The following is a 17207-nucleotide window of genomic DNA, read 5'->3' as shown; positions in this document are numbered from 1 at the left end:
AAGGCTAATGTGATTATTTTTTCTTGCTCTTTTTGTTTTCACTTTTCTTTTTGCCGTCGTTTTTTTGCTCATTAAAAGCGTCTTTATAATTTATCTCTTCATCGGTTTGACCAAGAAAAGCTTTAATCCACGCATTTTTGAAAACATTAAAAACTGTGGGAAATACGCCAGTTTTTACATTATTTAAATCGCCTTCAAAAGGAACTTTAGTAGCAACGGTATCGGTTCCTTGATTTTTTAAAATAAATTTGAACAAACCTACAAAACCTTCCCAAAGAGTTTCTACAAACCCATCTTCTTTCCCGATAAGTTTAGTATCGGTTAAAAGTGGTTTTACATAACCTTTCATATAACCATCGGCAATGGCAACTTCACTAAAAACGCCTACGCTTCCTTCTTCAAAATCTAAACCTGCGTAAAAATTTGTAAAGCTATTAAACGCTGTAGCTTGCGCATTTTCTAAGGAAAAAGAAATGTCCATATCTGGAATTTCTTTAATAAGGTTTAACCTACCTTCTAGTTTCACGTTTCCTTCTCCAATAGAAACGCCGCTTGCAGAAATGGAAGAAGGTAACTTTCGTTCATTTTGTTTTACATTTCTAAGGTTGGTCGCTACTAAATTTAAATTATGAATATTTAAATCGATATTTGGGTTTGCTTGAAGCTGCACAAAAGCAAGCGTTCCATTATGGACTTCAAAATGGTTAATTTCTAACGGAACTAAATCGGTTAAGGCTTTGGTCCAATCTTCTGTATCGGCTTCGCCACTTTCAGAAGTTTTTTGTTGATCTTCAAAAACGTAAGTTACTTGTGGTTTGCTCATTTCAATTTCGCTTACAATTTTTCCTTGAAAAAGCGATTTCCATTCTACCGAAATATCAGTCTTTGGAAAGTTTAAAAATGGCGTTTTTGTTTCCGCATTTACTTTATCTAAATAAAGTCCGTTAATTACGTAAGCGCCACGAATTAAAGCAATATCTATATCATCAACCTGTCCGTAATAACCCGGAATATCGGCTAAAACATCGTTTACATAATTTTTAACTAGCGTTGGCAAATAAATTCGAAAAGCGATAAGTAAAATCACTATAATAAAAATGATTTGATAGCGCTTTTTTCTATAAAATTTTCGTTTTTCTTTAGAAGTCATAGCTTTGCTTTTCGCTAAATTGTGGCAAAAAAGCTAAAAGTGTAGTTAACAAACTGCCAAAAATTAAAGCTGAATTTCAAGAATTAATTTCCGAAAATACGTGTCGATAATTCCTTTAATAATTTTTTACCGTCTTGCGGATTTTTTTCTACTTCGGTGATCGTAATTCCTTCAGGCGAAGTTTCAATTTTAAAACTGAATACAAAATTTTCAGTTTCGCCCGATAAACTCATTAAACCAAAACGCAAATCGTTAAAATAAAGTTCACCGTCTTTTTCAGAAATTGTGTACCAACCATTACAGATTTTGATTAAATCTTGAATTTTTTCTGAATTTTTCGATCTTCCTAACTTCTCGTGATTTTTAGGATAACTTTTAAACTTAATGGGTTGCGAGTCGAAAAAAGAATAATGACTGATTAAGTAAGCGTTTTTGGTGTCTACATTTGCAGTCCACAAAATGGTATTAAACGGCGTGGGTTTTGTTTCAATTTCAGTATAAGAAATATGTTGATTTTCCAGCGCATTTTTAAACTGAAAAAAAGCGATTCCTTTTAAAACTAAGGTTAATATTAAATAAGTAGAACTTATTAGTAAACCCAAATTATTCAATTTTCTTCGCTTTGCTGAAGTGCGTTTTTTTCGCATAGCGAGTATAAGAAAAATTAAAAAAGGTAACGTATAAAGCGGATCGATTACAAAAATACTTTTATAGGCTAATCGTAAATCTAATGGCCAAAATAATTGTGTTCCCCAAGTTGTATGAGCGTCTAACAGCGGATGCGTTACAAAACCGAAAAAGAATAAAATTGTCCATTGTTTAAACGATGCGCTTTTTTCATAAAGCGAAACCAACTTCCCAAATAATGGCGCAAAAAGGAGTGAAAATAAAATAGAGTGTGTAAAGCCGCGATGAATTTCGAGTGCAGAAACCGTATCAGTAAAATAACTGGCAAAGGTATCTAAATCTGGAATTGTACCGGCAATTGCGCCATATAACATGGCTTTGTTACCGACTTTTTTACCTAAAACTGCTTCACCAACTGCAGCTCCTAAAACTATTTGCGTGAGAGAATCCATTTAAAATTTAGATTGAACCGATTTTAAAACTACGTAAGCGAAACCGACGAATAACATTCCGTGGAAAAATAGTAAGCCGAATTCATTTAATTTAAAAGCGCTATAAATGGCAAAACCAAAATATACGACCAAAACTGCTTCAATTAAAGTGGTGAAAGAAAGGTCGGTTTTTAAATAATTATTGCCTTTCCACGTATCTGAAATTGATTTCACATTAAATTTTGGCGTTCTTATGAAAGCTGATTTTTTCCCGAAATGACCTTCTAAAACCGCTTTAGAATTTAAAACCGAAAGTCCCATTGCTACAGAGAAAAAAGCGATAAACATCCCGATGAAATTCAGAAAATTTTTAAAACCACTTCCGTGAATTTTTTTATAAGTTAACCAATAACTTCCCAGAAAAATAAATGTACTAATTCCAAAAAAGCCAAGCACATAAAAATAATAGTTCAATTCTGGAAACTCACTTTTTAAATATAAAACGGGAACACTTAAAACCGCTAATAATAGAATCACGAAAAACATGGAACTATTTAAAAGATGGAAAAAACCGTGAAATTTTGTTCCAAACGAAAGGTTTTTATTCCATAAAACTCGATTATAATTTTTTCTGAAATTTTCTGCCGCGCCTTTATTCCATCGAAATTGTTGCGATCTTGCCGCGCTCATTACCATCGGTAATTCAGCTGGAGTTTCTACTTCGGGTAAATATTTAAATTTCCACTTTTTAAGTTGCGCGCGATAGCTTAAATCTAGATCTTCAGTTAAAGTATCACCTTGCCAATTTCCTGCATCGAGGATGCATTTTTTTCGCCAAATTCCTGCTGTTCCATTAAAATTGATGAAGTGATTTCCGGTATTTCTACCGACTTGTTCTAGTAAAAAATGAAAATCTAACGCAAAGGCTTGCATTTTTGTTATGAGCGAATAATCTCTATTTAAATGCGCCCAACGTGTTTGTACCACGCCAATTTCAGGCTTATCAAAATATGGAATTGTTTGAAGTAACCAATTTTTTTTCGGAAGGAAATCGGCATCAAAAACCGCGATAAATTCCCCTTTTGCAACTCTCAATCCTTCTTTTAATGCGCCGGCTTTAAACCCTTTTCGATTAGTTCGCGTAAGATGCGAAATCTGAAATCCTTTTTGCTCTAATTCCGCGATAATTTTTTTTGTTTGCTGAAGCGAATCGTCTGCAGAGTCATCTAAAACTTGAACTTCAAATTTATCTTTTGGGTAGTTCAGTTCAACAATATTTTTCAGTAAACGTTCAACAACATAACGTTCATTATAAATAGGAAGTTGAATGGTAACAAACGGAATTTTTTCAGCTGTTGAAAGGTTTAAGTTCTCTTTTTTTGAAGTATTTTTTTGGGCTTTCAAATAGTAAAAAACTAATTGTAATTGCGCTAAACTGTACAGAAAAATGATGAATAAGCTTAAACCGTAAACGAATAAAATAACAAATTCCATATTAATTAAAACTGTATTTAAAAATCCAGCCCAGAATTTTAACGCCCGCCATAAACGCACCTTTTATAGTTCCTGAAACTTTTGAAACGCCAATTCTATTTCGGTAATGAACGGGAATTTCGGTATATGAAAAATTATTCTTTAAGGCTTTTAATTGCATTTCTACCGTCCAACCGTAGGTTTTATCTTCCATATTTAAGGCTAATAACTTTTCATATTTTATAGCTCTAAACGGTCCTAAATCGGTAAAAGTTGATTGAAAAAATAATTTCATGAGTTTTGTAGCAAGCCAATTTCCGAAAATCTGTGGAAAGGTCATCGATCCTGTTTCTCTAAGTCGCTTAACCCGCGCGCCAATTACAAGATCTTTATTTTCTTCTCTAATTGGTTTTAGTAGTTTTGGAAGCTCTTCAGGATAATCGCTGTAATCGCCATCTAAAAATACAACTATATCGGGATGTTTTTCTTGTTCCGCCACGTATTCCATTCCTTTTAAACAAGCAAAACCATAGCCTTTTTTAGATTCTTTTAAAACTGTTGCTCCAGCTTTTTGGGCGTTTTCTTCAGTTTTATCGGAAGAATTATTACTCACCACAATAATTTCTTCAACTAAATTAGGAATATCATTAATGACCAAAGCGATAGAATCTTCTTCATTAAAAGCAGGAATAATGACAACTATTTTTAGATTCATTTAAGCGTTTCGGTTCACGTGATTCATTAAATCTACATCGTTCCCCAAAAGTACATCTTTAGAATTTATTCTTCCGTTTGGGCGATCATTTTCTAGTTTTAAAACCCCACGCGGACAAACCTCAGCGCAAATACCACAACCAACACAGGATGAACGCACAATATTTTCTCCTTTTTGCGCATAAGCTCGCACATCAATTCCCATTTCGCAGTAAGTGGAACAATTTCCACAAGAAATACATTGCCCGCCATTTGTGGTTATTCTGAATTTTGAAAATAAGCGTTGCTGAAAACCTAAAATTGCCGCCATTGGGCAACCAAAACGACACCAAACGCGATTCCCGAAAATGGGATAAAAACCTACGCCAATTACGCCGGAAAAAACAGCGCCAATTAAAAATGCATACGTGCTTCGTAAGGTTTCTGCTTGAAATAGAAAAACCTTACTTCCGCTAAAAAAATGAAGTGCTACTAAACTCAGAATTATTACAAAATAACCTATCGCGCCATATTGTGCCTCTTTTTGCAATTCTTCTCGTTTAAATAAGATTGCCCATAAAAAAACTAATGTCAACAAAACCGTTACGCCGATTAAAAAAACATCTTTCGTAAGCCAATACTTAGAAGTATCTTCTCCTAAATAGGAATGAATTACCGCAGTTGTCATTAATGTTACGAAAACTACCACGCTGTGAACTACCCAACGTTCAACTTTCCAAGCAAATTGACTTTTATCGCTTAGTTGTCGAAACGGATCGCCAGCAGTTTCGGCTAAACCGCCGCAACCGCATACCCAAGAACAATACCAGCGTTTTCCATATTTGTAAGTTAAAATTGGTGTGATAATAAAAATGGAAGCAACTCCAAACAAAAGTAGCGCCAACCCAATATTTCCCGAATTAATAAAAGCATCTACACGATATTGCTCGAAATTATAATAGTTAAGCGGCCAAATATTTTTAAGATCGTAATACGGTAAATCGCCATTTAATCGCGCCATAATTTCGGGAATTATAAATGCGAAAGCGGTTTGAAAAAACATCACGGAACCTGTACGAATAAGCTCATACCGACTGTGACGATATTTCCACATAAATTTTATTCCGAAGATGAGAATTGCGAGCGTGTAAAGTGTTCCGTAAACGAACCATTCGCTAGCGGGATTTCCGCTTAAAAACTTACTCAACGGATCGAAAAGTGCGATTATTCCTGTGTTTTCTTCATTTTCCCGTAAACCTAAATATTCAGGATAAAAGTAAAGAACGATGTAAAATAAAGTGAGAAAAATTCCTAACGCCCAGCCTAAAATTCCTCTACTGGAGATTGATTTAAACCAAACGCCATCGTTTTTAATTCCTGCAGATTTTTGTGCGTACATTGCCCAAGAAAAACCGATAGTTCCAGCCGAAATTAAACTTAACGCTAAACTTAACCATAAGATTTTATTCGGAAAATTAACATTGAAAATTACTAACAGCAAAATCATAAGTCCCGAAATTCCTACAAATACAAAACTTTTTTGAGTTTTGCTTAAGCTTTCGGGTGGTTGCTTAGAAAGTGCCATATTCCGTTGTACTCTACTCATATTGGTTCACTTTTGTTAGTTTACTAAATTCTTTTTGCAACGGAATATGATATTTTTTTGAAAATTCTTTATCGAAATTGGCTTTTGAAAATTGGGAAATAACTTGCTCGATTGGTAATTCTTCCGATAACCATTTATCTACAACTTCATGTCGCAAACGAATTCCGAAAGTATTGACCCCGAGAAATTTTCTGCTGTTGATTTCAAATTGAAAATGCAGGCATTTTTCTTCCTTTTCATTTAACCAATAAAAATCATCAACTCCTTCTCTACTTTCAGGAAAAACCCAACCATAGGTTTGGTATTCGATATCGAAAAATTTAGCGGAATTAAACCAATTTCCGGGTTTATAAGGTAATTTATTTCCGCAAATGGTTTGTGCTAGGGTTTCGCCCATCATTCTACCGGTGTACCAAACCGCTTCAATTGTATTTCGATTTCCTAGTTTTGTCCGCTGTTGAGCACAATCGCCAATAGCAAAAACGTCTTTACAATTCGTCTCTAAATATTCGTTGACTAAAATTCCTTTATCGACTTCGATTGAAGAATTTTTGAGAAAATCGATATTGGGTTTTACTCCTGTAGTAATTCCTACAAAATCACAATCAATTCCCTCTCCATTTGAAGTGATAATTTTTTTTACACGGTTATTTTCATCGGGAATAATTTCAGATAATTCAGTTTCATGTAAAATTTCAATTCCGTGTTTCTTAATATGATTAGAAATTAAATTTGCTTCGGGTTTTGGTAAAACATTCCCCCAAAACGCATCTTCACGAACAAGCATTTTTACAGGGATTTTTCGCGTATGCAACATTTCGGCAAGCTCCACGCCAATTAATCCACCACCGACAATTACAGCTTGTTTACAATTTATAGTGTTTTCTTCTAATAAATCCAAATCTTGTTTGCTTACCAAACCTTGAACTCCTTTTAGATTTTCACCTTTCCAACCGCGTTTATTGGTGACCGATCCGGTAGCGAGAATTAATTGATCGTATTCAATTTCTTCTTCGGAATTCGTGATAAGTTTTTTTTCTTCAACATATACTTCTTTTACATACGTTTTTTTGAGTTCAATTCGATTTTTTTTCCAAAACCAATCTTCGTAAGGTTTGGTGTGCTCAAACTTCATATGACCCATAAAAATGTACATAAGAGCAGTTCGTGAAAAGAAATATTCGGTTTCTGAGGAAATAACCGTAATCTGGAAATCTGAAAATTTTCTGATATGTCGCGCTGCGGTAATACCCGAAATTCCGTTTCCTATAATGAGTATTTTTTTCATCAAAAAAGTGTAAATCTGCTTAAAAATAAGCATTCTTTAGTTGAAAAGAATTACGAAAGATGCGAATTCTGAAAATTTAGGTATGTGCCATTCTATTGGAGTCTAATTTCACGAAAATAAATAAAAGTATCGTGAAACCCCAAAGTCCTGAACCACCGTAACTAAAAAATGGAAGAGGAATCCCAACAGTAGGGAAAATACCGATAACCATCCCGATATTTACCAAAAAATGAATAAATAAAATACCGGCGACACTATAGCCATAGACTCGGCTAAATTGAGATTTTTGGCGTTCTGCTAAATGCAAAATCCGAAGCATTAAAACGATAAATAAAATCACAATAATACTACTTCCTAAAAAGCCCCATTCTTCCCCAACGGTACTAAAAATATAATCGGTATGTTGTTCAGGAACAAAGTTCCCTTTTGTTTGTGTTCCTTGCGTCCAACCTTTTCCTGTTAAACCGCCACTACCAATCGCAATTTTACTTTGGTTGGTGTTATAGCCAATTCCTTGGCTGTCTACTTCTTTCCCTAATACAATGTTAAAACGATCGCGATGGCGTTGTTCAAAAACATTATTAAAAATATAATTTACAGAAAGTGAAAAAACACTTGCGACTATAACGAGGAAAAAATAACGTGCAAGATGCTTTTTTTTCTTTTTTCGATTGAAGAAAAAGATTAAAAGTGCTATTAAAATAGTTGCTAAAATCACCACTACAGAACCGAAAAGTAATGTTGCTATAAAAAGGGCTATAACGGAAACGCCAACAATTAAGTAACCTGCGGAAAGTCCTTCTCTATAAAGCGGAAAGAAAAATGCCGCATATACCAAAGCACTTCCCGGATCGGGTTGTGGAACAATAATTAAAGCCGGCAAGGCAATAATTAAAAATGCACCCAATTGATGTTTAAACGAACGAATATTGGTTTGAATATCACTTAAATATTTTGCTAACGCTAAGGCGGTAGCAGCTTTGGCAAACTCACTTGGCTGAATACTAAATCCGCCAAACGCGTACCAAGAAGTTGCGCCGGAAATTGTTTTCCCGAAGACAAATAAACCTACTAACGAGAGCAGTGAAATTAGGTAAATTATACTAGCAAAACGTTCGTAAAATTTGGCTTCAAGAGCCAGAATAAATATAATTAAAAAAGTACTTAGAAGAATAAAAAGTGCTTGACGTCCATACGTTTGACTTAAATCGAAAAATCCTTGAGCGGTTTCAGTTAGAGAAGCCGAATAAATATTTACCCAACCAAACGCAACTAACAATAAAAAAAGTAAAACGGTTAACCAATCAATTCCTCCGGATTTCTTCATAAATTATTGGTTAATTTTAAATGACTCTCCGCTGTAGGGTTTAGCGTATTCTTCTTCTAAACTATGAGAAAGAACCCATTCTTCTAAATCTGTTCGGGTAATTTTATCTTTTAAATATTTTTCGATCATTAAACTAGCTATTCTTCCACCGTAACGAGAACCCCAATATCCATTTTCAACAAATACGGCTATAGCTATTTTAGGATTTTCTTTAGGTGCAAAAGCTATAAAAATAGAATGATCGGTAAGTTGAACTTTTTTCCCGTCTAGTTTGGTATAATTCTCTGCGGTTCCAGTTTTTCCACACACTTCAATATCTGGAATTTGTAAAAAACTAGCGGTTCCGTATTTATAAACACCATGCATTCCTTCAATAATAGGATCGAAATTTTCTTTATCTATAGTTGTATAATTTTTGGTGGTGTATTCTTTCATTTCAATTGGTTCACCTTCAATTTCTTTTAAAATATGTGGCGTATAATACCAACCTCTATTGGCAATTGCTGCGGTAGTATTGGCTAATTGAATCGGCGTAGTTGCAATTTCACCTTGTCCAATTCCGTTAGAAAGTGTATAACTTGCACTCCAGCGATTGTCTGGATACCAGCGATTGTAATAATTACCATCTGGAATTCTTCCGGGTTGACCAATAGGCAAATCATAACCTAAGAAATCTCCGAGCCCAAAACTGTTTAGATGATCGTGCCACGCATCCATTCCTTTAGGAGCAGAATCGTATTTTTCAATAATTCTTCGATAGGTTTTTGCGAAATAACTATTACAAGAATACGCTAAAGCCGGTGTCATATTTAACGGACTAATATGAGAGTGACAACCCATTCTTGAACTTCTTCCGTAACTGAAGCCCATATTACAGGATATTTTTTCTTTGGTATCAATAACTCCTTCTTGAAGCGCAATTAAACCGGTTAAGGCTTTAAATGGTGAACCTGGCGGATACATTGCTTGCAAACCCCTATCGATTAAAGGTTTGCTGATAGAATCATACCATAATTTTGTAAAGTTTCGTGAACGCTTTCTCCCTACTAATAAACTTGGGTCGTAACTCGGTGCGGTAATTAAACTCAAAATTTCGCCACTTTCAGGCTCAATAGCTACAATTCCGCCACGTTTATTTTTCATGAGTTTTTCGCCATAGGCTTGAAGTTTTGCATCAATAGTAAGTGTAATATCTTTTCCTTTTTCGGGTAGGGTATCGTAAATGCCTTTTTTATACGGGCCAATTTCACTGTTGAACCGATCTTTTTGTATATACTTAACGCCTTTAATTCCGCGGAGCAATTCTTCATATTGCTTTTCCACTCCTTGCCTACCGATTAAATCTCCGGCTTGATAATATTGATTATTATTAATCTCATTTTGGTTGGCTTCAGAAATATAACCTAACACATTCGCGGCGATATCTACTTGATAATCTCTCGAAGATCTTTTCTGAATGTAGAAACCTTTATACTTTCGCATTTTTTCCTGCAAATAGGCATATTCACTTTTAGTAAGTTGCGGAACAATTACAGAGGGTAATCGCGGAGAATAAATTTTTGCTTTATCTAACTGCTCCCCTAATTGTTTTGGTGTAATGCTTAATAACGTAGCAAATTCCAGCGTATCGAAGGGTTTAATTTCGCGTGGAATCGCCATAATATCGTAAGAAGGTTGATTTGAAACTAATAAATCTCCATTCCTATCGAATATATAACCACGTTGCGGATAATCATATTCTATTTTTACTGCGTTGCTTTGAGAGAGCAATTCAAAAGAATCGTCGAAAATTTGCAGATACATTAAGCGCCCAACAAATACAAAACCACTAATGATAATTAATATATAAGGGAGAATTCTTCTCATTTATCTTCTTTTCTGAAAAAGTGTTGTAATTAGTACTATTAATAGTATAGTAAAAATACTTGAAAATAAAGTCTTTTTCAGAATTAAAATTATATACGAATAGTTAAAAATTTCTAAGCTGAATAATATAAAATGATGAATTAAAACCAAAATTGAAATATAAGTGAAGCGCTGCGTTACAGGAGTTTGGTAATAACGAATGGTTTGATGTTCATAACTTATCCCGAATGAGAATTTTAAAATTGAAGGCCTTAAAAAAGCAATAAAAACTGAAGCTGCCGCATTTATTCCACCACTATCTTCAAAAAAATCGATGCATAAACCAATTAAAAAACTTAAAAAAAGTACTTTATACTGACTCATATTAAGCGGCAAAAGCAATATAAAAAGTACATAGAAATACGGATTGATAAATCCTAAAAAATTGATATTGTTCAAAATAAGCACTTGAACTAACACTAATAAAATAAAGCGAACGCTATTGGAAATCAATAAACTATTCATTTGCTTGCTCTAGTTTTTTGAGTTCTGCCATTCCTTTATTTTCAATTACGTAAACATAACCAATATTGGTCATATCATTAAATAATTGCACATTTATAGTGTAGTAACTTTTGTTCTGATCTAATTCAAAATCTTGAATAACGCCAACCGGAATTCCCTTTGGGAAAATTAACGATCTTCCATTGGTAATAATCGTATCGCCTTTTTTAACAGGCGCTAATCGTGGAACTTCCGTAAGTTGAACGATATTAGGATCTTTTCCGTTCCAGATTAAACTACCAAAATGTTGCGATTTTTTTAACTGAACACTTACCGAAAGATTGGTATTTAATATGGAAATGACCCGGGAATAATTTTTGCTAGTTTCTTCTACAATTCCCACGACTCCTTTACTGGTAATTACACCAAAATCGGTTTGAATACTGTCGTTACTTCCTTTATTCAGTAAAATATAATTATCGCGCTTCGCATATTGATTTTTTATTACGCGTGCAGCACGAAATCGATATGGATTTTTATACGAGTTTGTATCGGTAAATGTAGTATCGCGCTGTTTAGAATTTAATTGCATAATTCTAGCTCTCAGCCACCGATTTTCTTCAACTAAACGATCGTTATAAACTTCTAAATTAAAATATTCATCAATATTATTAACCCAATTATATATTCCGCCGGTTAAAAAATTTGCCGAACTTATAAATTTACTTTTATGGTAGCTATGCGACTGAATTGTAAAGAAAATAGATAACCCAAAAAGGAACAAAAACAAGAGTGTATTCTTATATTTTATAAGAAAATTAATGATTTGTCCCATACCTCAACTTTATACTACTTTATTAAAATACCTTTGTATTTGTCAAGATTTTTTAATGTAATTCCTGTTCCGCGAACTACGGCTCTTAAAGGATCTTCAGCAATATAAACAGGCAAATCTGTTTTTTGTGAGAGACGTTTATCTAAACCGCGTAACATAGAACCTCCACCGGCTAAATAAACTCCGGTATTATAAATATCTGCCGCAAGTTCTGGTGGTGTTTGCGATAAGGTTTCCATTACCGCATCTTCAATTCTCAAAATTGATTTATCTAGTGCTTTTGCAATTTCACGATAAGAAATATCAACTTGTTTTGGTTTTCCGGTAAGTAAATCTCTACCTTGAACGCTCATTTCTTCTGGTGGAACTTCTAAATCTTCCGTTGCTGCTCCAATTTGAATTTTTATTTTTTCAGCAGTTCGCTCGCCAACATATAAGTTGTGTTGCGTACGCATATAGTAAACAATATCATTGGTAAACACATCACCCGCAATTTTAACCGATTTATCGCACACAATTCCGCCTAAAGCTAAGACAGCAATTTCGGTAGTTCCTCCTCCAATATCGACAATCATATTTCCTTTTGGCTGCATAATGTCTACACCAATACCAATTGCCGCCGCCATTGGTTCGTGAATTAAGTAAACTTCTTTTCCGTTTACGCGTTCTGCACTTTCTTTTACCGCTCGCATTTCAACTTCTGTAATTCCCGATGGAATACAAATTACCATTCGAAGCGCAGGTGTAAAAATTCGTCTTTTTAACGCAGGAATTTCTTTAATAAAACGCGTAAGCATTTGCTCACTCGCATCAAAATCTGCAATTACCCCGTCTTTTAAAGGTCGAATGGTTTTAATATTTTCATGGGTTTTGCCTTGCATCATCGCGGCTTCTTTTCCGGCGGCAATAATTTTTCCTGTAATTCGGTTTCGAGCCACAATAGAAGGACTATCTACAACTACTTTATCGTTATGAATGACCAACGTATTGGCAGTTCCTAAATCGATAGCAATTTCTTCAGTAAGAAAATCAAAAAATCCCATAGTTATTTATACGGTATTGAAAAGTTGGGTGAACTGTAAATGTATAAAATTTAATGCTTAAAATGACGTGTTCCTGTCATAACCATTGAAATATTATTTTTATTGCAATAATCTATACTTAATTCATCTTTAATCGAGCCACCTGGTTGAATTACAGCTGTTATTCCGGCGTTGTCGGCAATTTCTACACAATCTGGAAAAGGAAAAAACGCATCGCTCGCCATTACTGCGCCATTTAAATCGAATTTAAAGGAATTTGCTTTTTCTATCGCTTGGCGCAACGCATCTACTCTAGAGGTTTGTCCGGTTCCGCTGGCACAAAGTTGCTTATTTTTAGCCAACACAATTGTATTCGATTTGGTATGCTTGCAAATTTTTGAAGCGAACAGTAAATCGTCCATTTCTTCTGCTGAAGGTTCATTTTCAGTAGCTTGTTTACAATCTGTTTTTGTATCTGTTTTCGAATCTTTTTCTTGAACTAACACGCCGTTTAAGCAAGTACGTACTGTTTTTTCTGGCATTTCTACTTCTTTCTGTATAAGCAGAATTCTGTTTTTCTTTCCTTTTAAAATTTCTATAGCTTCTTCAGAAAATGATGGTGCGATGACTACTTCACAAAATAAGTTATGAATTTCTTCGGCAGTAGCCTTATCAATAGCTACATTACTAATTAAAATTCCGCCAAAAGCTGAAACAGGATCTCCTGCTAAAGCATCTTTGTAAGCTTCTAAAACAGTATTCCGTTGTGCAATTCCGCAGGCGTTGTTATGTTTTAATATAGCGAATGTTGGGTTTTCACCTTTAAATTCGTTCATTAAATTTACAGCGGCATCTACATCTAGCAAATTATTGTAAGATAACTCTTTTCCGTGGATTTTATCGAACATTGCATCGAAATCTCCAAAGAAAAATCCTTCTTGATGTGGGTTTTCTCCGTAGCGTAATTTTTTTCCTTTGGTAATGCTTTGTTTAAAAACTACTTCTTCTTCATTTTCATTGAAATAATTAAAAATCGCCGTATCGTAATGTGAAGAAATATTAAAGGCCTTCGCGGCAAAACGCTTTCTATCAGCTAGAGAAATTTCGCCATTATTTTCAGAAAGCAAATTTAAAAATTCATCGTAATCGTTCATTGAAGAGACACAAAGGACGTCTTTAAAATTTTTGGCTGCCGCACGAATTAATGAAATACCACCAATGTCGATCTTTTCAATAATATCTTGTTCTGAAGCGCCATCGGCAACGGTTTTTTCAAAAGGATATAAATCTACCACAACAATATCTAGCTGCGGAATTTCATATTTTTCCATTTCTGAAACATCACCTTCGTGATCTTGTCTGTTTAAAATACCACCAAAAACTTTCGGATGTAAGGTTTTTACGCGCCCGCCAAGAATAGAAGGATAAGAAGTAACATCTTCTACAGGAATTACATTTATTCCTAAATCGCGAATAAATTTTTCTGTTCCGCCGGTTGAATAAAGCGTTACGCCAAGTTCGTCAAGTTTTTTTACAATTGGTGCTAACCCGTCTTTATGAAAAACGGAAATTAACGCTGATTTTGGTATTTTTGTAGTACTCATTTGGGTTGTGTTGTTTCAAGTTGCGAAAGTAATATTTTACAACTAAACCCTAAAGATGTTACAGAAGAATTATTTAAATTTTGTAACAAAAAAATTATTGGAACGTCCTATCTTTAGATTTTAAATTCAACGACAAGGTTTTCCTTATGCTGATTTATTTTAGGATACTTAAAGAAAGTTTCAATTTTGCGATTAACGCCTTGCGAAACAATAAATTAAGAACTTTCTTATCACTTCTTGGTGTAACGATAGGAATTTTTTCGATTATCGCTGTTCTCGCAGCTGTAGATTCGTTGGAAAAAGAAATTAAAGGAAGTCTTAGCTCATTAGACAGCAGTACCATTATGCTTACGCGTGTTTCTTTTGGACCGACTGAAATTCCGCGTTGGAAAAGAGAACAATTTCCCGATGTAAGTTATGATGAATATCAACATATAAAACGAACTTTACCGAATACTGAAGCTGTTTCTTACTCCCTAAATGTGGCTTCGGAAAATATCACTTATCAAGGAAAACAAACGCAAGGCGTTCAAATTGGAGCGGTTACCAGCGAATATTATGATATTGAATCGCTTCAATTAGAAGATGGACGATTTTTTAATGAAGCCGAATCGTATAGTGGATCGCCGGTAATTGTACTTGGTCACGAAATTGCCGAAAATTTATTTGAAGGATTAAACCCTATCGGAAAAAAAGTAAGATTATATGGAAGAAAATTCTCAGTAATCGGAGTTTTAGAAAAAGAAGGTGCTAGTATTTTTGGCGGTTCAAAAGATGGAGCAGCTTTTATTCCGGTGAATTTGGTCCGAAGAATTTATGGTGATAATAACAAAAGTACTTTCCCACAAATTATTATAAAACCTGAAAATGATGTCGACAACGCGGCTTACATTGCAAATATTGAACAAAATTTGCGACTTTATCGTGGTTTAAAACCTGATGATATCAATAATTTTTTCGTAAACCAATTAAAAGGCTTAACCGATTTTATTGATAACATTACCGGACAGCTTAATGTTATGGGATTAATTATTAGCGGTTTTTCTCTTTTAGTTGGTGGATTTGGGATTGCAAATATTATGTTTGTGAGTGTAAAAGAACGCACCAACCTTATTGGAATTCAGAAATCTTTAGGTGCAAAAAATAAATTCATCTTACTTCAGTTTTTATTTGAAGCTATAATTCTGGCAATTATCGGCGGTCTTATCGGTTTAATATTAGTTTGGATTATTACCTTAATCGCTTCGAGTTTTACAGGAGATTTTGAATTTGTATTATCTTCAGCAAATATTTTTACCGGCATGACAATTTCAGCAATTATTGGGTTAATTTCAGGAATAATTCCTGCGATTTCAGCTTCACGCTTAGATCCTGTAGAAGCAATTAGAACCGGTTTTTAAAATTAAATTTAATATTATGAAAAAACTTCTCTTCGCACTTTTTGTTCTCCTTCAAGTTAATCCGCTTTTTTCTCAAAATTTCAATAAAGAAAAAATGGACAGTCTTTTTCAAGCTATAGCTGAAAAAGATAAAGCGATGTTAAGCATTTCGCTTGCTGAAAATGGAAAAGAAATTTATTCAAAAAGTATTGGTTATGCTTCGTTGGAAAATCACCAAAAAGCGGATAAAAAAACCATGTACAGAATTGGTTCGATTTCAAAAAGTTTTACTGCAGTAATTATTTTACAATTGATCGAGGAAGGAAAACTTCAACTTGATGCGAAATTGAGTGAATTTTATCCTGATTTACCAAATGCTTCGAATATCACGATAAAAAATTTACTGAATCACCATAGCGGACTTTTCAATTTTACGGATAAAGAAGATTACTTAGAAATGAGTAGGTCTAAAAAAAGTAAAAAACAACTGCTGAAATTAATCGAAAAAAATGGAAGTATTTTTAAACCGGGAAGCGATGCGCAATATTCTAATACCAATTTTATTTTACTCACTTTTATTGCTGAAGACGTTAGTGAAAAATCTTTTAAAACACTTGTAAAACAACGCATCATTGAACCTTTACAATTAAAAAGAACGCGTTTTGGCGGTGAAATAAATCTACAAAATAATGAAGCTGCTTCGTATACTCCAGAGGGAAAAAACTGGCAAATCGAAGAAGAAACACATATGAGTATTCCTTTAGGAGCCGGTGCGATGGTTTCCACACCAAGTGATTTAGTGAAATTTTATATAGAACTTTTTGAAGGGAATTTATTAACTCCTTCTTCCCTAGAAAAAATGCAAACTATTGAAGATGGTTACGGTTTAGGCCTTTTTGAATTTCCTTTTTACAATAAATCGAGTTATGGTCATTCCGGCGGAATAGATGGATTTTCATCGATGGCCGCTTATTTCCCGAAAGAAAATTTGGCATTTGCGGTAACTTCAAACGGAACTTCAATTTCGTTAAACGATGTGGTAATCGGCGTATTAAGTATTTACTTCGGAAAAGATTATGAAATTCCTGAATATAAGGAAACTATAAAAGTAGATACTGAAATTTTAGAAAAATACGTAGGAACTTACGGAAGTTCGAATTTTCCATTAGATCTAACATTTCAACTTCATAAAGGAACATTATTTTGTAAAGCTACCGGTCAACAAGAATTTCCATTAAGTCCGATTAGCAAAACAATGTTCGAATTTTCACCGGCGGGTTTAACCATAGAATTTATTCCGCAGCAAGAAAAATTAATTTTCAAGCAAAACGCAATGCAAGCAGAACTAAACCGAAAATAATTGAAAAACTACCTAATATCAGGTATATTTTTATTCTAGAATAAATAACAAATTTACTAACCA

Annotated in this window: 14 protein-coding genes; 2 read left to right on the top strand and 12 right to left on the bottom strand. The window is 34.1% G+C overall.

What is annotated here, in order from left to right; genetic code table 11:
- Positions 1-13 precede the first annotated feature (13 nt).
- The 12 genes from ACFFGL_RS05765 to purH form a co-directional block, all read right to left on the bottom strand.
- On the bottom strand, positions 14-1150 hold the full coding sequence (locus ACFFGL_RS05765) for a DUF748 domain-containing protein (RefSeq protein ID WP_309727469.1): 1137 nt from the start codon (positions 1148-1150) through the stop codon (positions 14-16).
- Between the two features lie 83 nt (positions 1151-1233).
- Entirely contained in the window at positions 1234-2229 is a 996-nt protein-coding gene (locus ACFFGL_RS05760) for a metal-dependent hydrolase (RefSeq protein WP_309727470.1), read from the bottom strand.
- On the bottom strand, positions 2230-3702 hold the full coding sequence (locus ACFFGL_RS05755) for a cellulose synthase family protein (protein ID WP_309727471.1): 1473 nt from the start codon (positions 3700-3702) through the stop codon (positions 2230-2232).
- 1 nt (position 3703) lies between these two features.
- A complete protein-coding gene (locus ACFFGL_RS05750) occupies positions 3704-4396 on the bottom strand; it encodes a glycosyltransferase family 2 protein (protein ID WP_309727472.1) in 693 nt (230 codons plus the stop codon).
- Positions 4397-5980, bottom strand: a complete 1584-nt coding sequence (locus ACFFGL_RS05745; protein ID WP_309727473.1) for a 4Fe-4S binding protein — start codon at positions 5978-5980, stop codon at positions 4397-4399.
- Positions 5973-7268 (bottom strand): NAD(P)/FAD-dependent oxidoreductase, encoded by a 1296-nt coding sequence (locus ACFFGL_RS05740; RefSeq protein ID WP_309727474.1) that lies wholly within the window; start codon positions 7266-7268, stop codon positions 5973-5975. The genes ACFFGL_RS05745 and ACFFGL_RS05740 overlap by 8 nt, the downstream gene beginning before the upstream one ends.
- A gap of 76 nt (positions 7269-7344) precedes the next feature.
- Positions 7345-8595 carry a rod shape-determining protein RodA gene (rodA, locus tag ACFFGL_RS05735; protein ID WP_309727475.1) on the bottom strand — a complete coding sequence of 417 codons (1251 nt, stop codon included), beginning with the start codon at positions 8593-8595 and terminating at the stop codon, positions 7345-7347.
- 3 nt (positions 8596-8598) lie between these two features.
- The gene (gene mrdA, locus ACFFGL_RS05730; protein ID WP_309727476.1) at positions 8599-10461 is read right to left on the bottom strand and encodes a penicillin-binding protein 2; all 1863 of its coding nucleotides are present in this window, start codon (positions 10459-10461) and stop codon (positions 8599-8601) included.
- The gene (locus ACFFGL_RS05725; RefSeq protein ID WP_309727477.1) at positions 10462-10965 is read right to left on the bottom strand and encodes a rod shape-determining protein MreD; all 504 of its coding nucleotides are present in this window, start codon (positions 10963-10965) and stop codon (positions 10462-10464) included.
- A complete protein-coding gene (gene mreC / locus ACFFGL_RS05720; RefSeq protein WP_309727478.1) occupies positions 10958-11779 on the bottom strand; it encodes a rod shape-determining protein MreC in 822 nt (273 codons plus the stop codon). The genes ACFFGL_RS05725 and mreC overlap by 8 nt, the downstream gene beginning before the upstream one ends.
- 14 nt (positions 11780-11793) lie before the next feature.
- The gene (locus ACFFGL_RS05715) at positions 11794-12822 is read right to left on the bottom strand and encodes a rod shape-determining protein (RefSeq protein WP_309727479.1); all 1029 of its coding nucleotides are present in this window, start codon (positions 12820-12822) and stop codon (positions 11794-11796) included.
- A 50-nt stretch (positions 12823-12872) separates the two neighbouring features.
- A complete protein-coding gene (gene purH / locus ACFFGL_RS05710) occupies positions 12873-14405 on the bottom strand; it encodes a bifunctional phosphoribosylaminoimidazolecarboxamide formyltransferase/IMP cyclohydrolase (protein ID WP_309727480.1) in 1533 nt (510 codons plus the stop codon).
- Between the two features lie 146 nt (positions 14406-14551).
- On the opposite strand from purH, the gene ACFFGL_RS05705 reads away from it, so the two are divergent.
- Positions 14552-15805, top strand: coding sequence for an ABC transporter permease (locus tag ACFFGL_RS05705; protein ID WP_309727481.1), 1254 nt, complete (start codon positions 14552-14554; stop codon positions 15803-15805).
- A gap of 16 nt (positions 15806-15821) precedes the next feature.
- A complete protein-coding gene (locus tag ACFFGL_RS05700; RefSeq protein WP_309727482.1) occupies positions 15822-17144 on the top strand; it encodes a serine hydrolase domain-containing protein in 1323 nt (440 codons plus the stop codon).
- Positions 17145-17207: the final 63 nt, after the last annotated feature.

Source organism: Mesonia maritima (assembly GCF_042433895.1).
Lineage (GTDB): Bacteria > Bacteroidota > Bacteroidia > Flavobacteriales > Flavobacteriaceae > Mesonia > Mesonia maritima.
This window is presented reverse-complemented; position numbering and strand designations above follow the sequence as displayed.